General features: G+C 68.7%; 2 protein-coding genes and 1 pseudogene. All 3 read right to left on the reverse strand.

The window, feature by feature from the left end; genetic code table 11:
- Window positions 1–223 (reverse strand): annotated as a pseudogene (locus MXAZACID_RS19315) (hypothetical protein); the annotation flags it as partial.
- On the reverse strand, window positions 223–1221 hold the full coding sequence (locus tag MXAZACID_RS09340; protein WP_008494039.1) for a flagellar motor switch protein FliG: 999 nt from the start codon (window positions 1219–1221) through the stop codon (window positions 223–225). The gene MXAZACID_RS09340 and the pseudogene MXAZACID_RS19315, both read right to left, overlap by 1 nt.
- 19 nt (window positions 1222–1240) lie before the next feature.
- Window positions 1241–1864: hypothetical protein (locus MXAZACID_RS09345; protein ID WP_008494040.1), on the reverse strand; the 624-nt coding region annotated here is incomplete at its 5' end.

Below are 1864 nucleotides of genomic sequence, written 5' to 3' on the forward strand. Positions count from 1 at the left end.
GGGGCAGCGCGGGCGTGGCAGCGGCGTGGCTGGGCGCGGCGGCGTCGGACGCGGCGGCGTCGGGCGCGCCGGTGCCCGCTGACGGTGCCTCCATGTCCTGCTGCGCCGCCTGCAGGCTCTGCGCCCAGGCCGCTTGATCCGCCACCCCCGGGCTGTTGGGGGGGGGCGCGCTCGCCTTCGTCATCGAGATCGGCGTGGCCATCGGCATCACAGCATCGCCCATCACACCATCTCCTCGGTGGCGCTGATGGTGATGCGCCCCTCGGCGGCCAGGCGCAGCGCTGCATCGACGATCTCGCTCTGCGCCGCCAGCGCGTCCGAACGGCGGATCGGCGGGCCGCCGCTCAGCTCCTCCTTCAGCACCTCGGTCTGCCGCGCGGAGAGATTGGTGAAGAACCGGTCGCGCAGATCCTGCTCGACCAGCCGCAGCGCCGGGGCCAGCTTGTCCGCCGGCACCTCGCGCAGCAGCAGCTGCAGATTGCGGTCGGTCAGCTTGCCGAGATCGACGAAGGTGAAGAGATTTTCGCGGATCTTCTCGGCGGTCTTGCTGTCGCGCTGGTCGATCGCGGCGAGCACGGTGTCGGACATGGCCGAGGGGAAATGGTTGAGAATCTCCGCCGTCTGCTTCGCGCCGCCGAGATTGGTGACGCGCCGCCCGCCGGTGCCGGTCTGCATCGCCAGCTCCTCCAGCATGTCCCGCAGCTCCTTCACCACGCTGGGCGAGACGACATCGAGATTGGAAAACCGATACAGCGCCTCCGCCGCCAGCGGCTCGGGCAGGTAGGTCAGCAGATTGGCCCCCATATCATGCGGAATATGCGCCAGCAGCAGCGCGATGGTCTGCGGCCGCTCATGCATCATCTGCATCGCCAGCGTCCGGGCATCGGTATTTGGCGGCAGCTGGAAGCTGGAGCGCCGGTCATTGCGGCGCAGCCGGTCCAGAATCTCCTTCGCCTGCGGTTCGCCCAGCGCATTCACCAGCACTCGGCTGAGAAATTTGATGCTGTCGCCGCCGATGCTGGTGATGCCGAGATCCGAGGCGAAGGACAGCATGATGTCCTCGCGGAGCTGCGCATTGACGCCTTTGAGATTAGACATCGCCACCGAAATTCGGCCGACGGTCAGCTCGTCCATCTCCTTCATCACCGCGGCGGCGGTTTCCTCGCCCAGCTCGCGCAGCACCAGCGCGGCGCGCTCAGGCCCGGTCAAACCGTTGGACAATGCAAGATCCGTGCTTTGTTCAGTCATTTTCTTCAGCCCAGCTTTGCAGGAGCCGCGCGACGCCCGGTATGTTTTCCGCCGCCTGGTCGCGCAGCTCGGTGAAATCGCGCGGCGGCACCACCACCGGCAGCGGCCGCTGCGGCAGCGGCGCGGGCGCTGGCGGCGGGATCAGCGTTTTCAGATTGACATTGGCCAAGCGCCGCCCCGCCGGCAGCGCCAGCCCGAACAGCAGCGCCAGCGCCGCCACCACCTCCAGCAGCGCATGCGCCACCGGATTGGCCGCCGCCGCCAGCGGTGCCGCCGCAAGCCCACCGCTCGGCTTCTGGAAGGGCGAGGCCAGCACATTCACGCTGACATTCGGATAGGCGAAGCCGGCGGCGATCGCGGCCTTCACCTGCTCGGTGGTCAAGCCCTTCGGCAGCGCCGCCTGGTTCAGCACCACGGATACGGCGAGCCCCTTCACCGCCCAATCCGGCTTGGTGATATCCGCCTGGGTCTGGTCATTGACGAAGCTCTGATCGAGATCGTCGCTGCTTTTGCTGGGCAGCGTCGGCTTGCTGGCGGGCGCGCCGCTCGTGCCGGGGGCGGCGCTGGCCGTGGTGCTCGCGCTCGCATTGGCGCTGGCCCCGGCGGCCCCGGCGCT

Source organism: Acidocella sp. MX-AZ02, assembly GCF_000306035.1.
In the GTDB taxonomy this organism is placed as follows: Bacteria; Pseudomonadota; Alphaproteobacteria; order Acetobacterales; family Acetobacteraceae; genus Acidocella; species Acidocella facilis.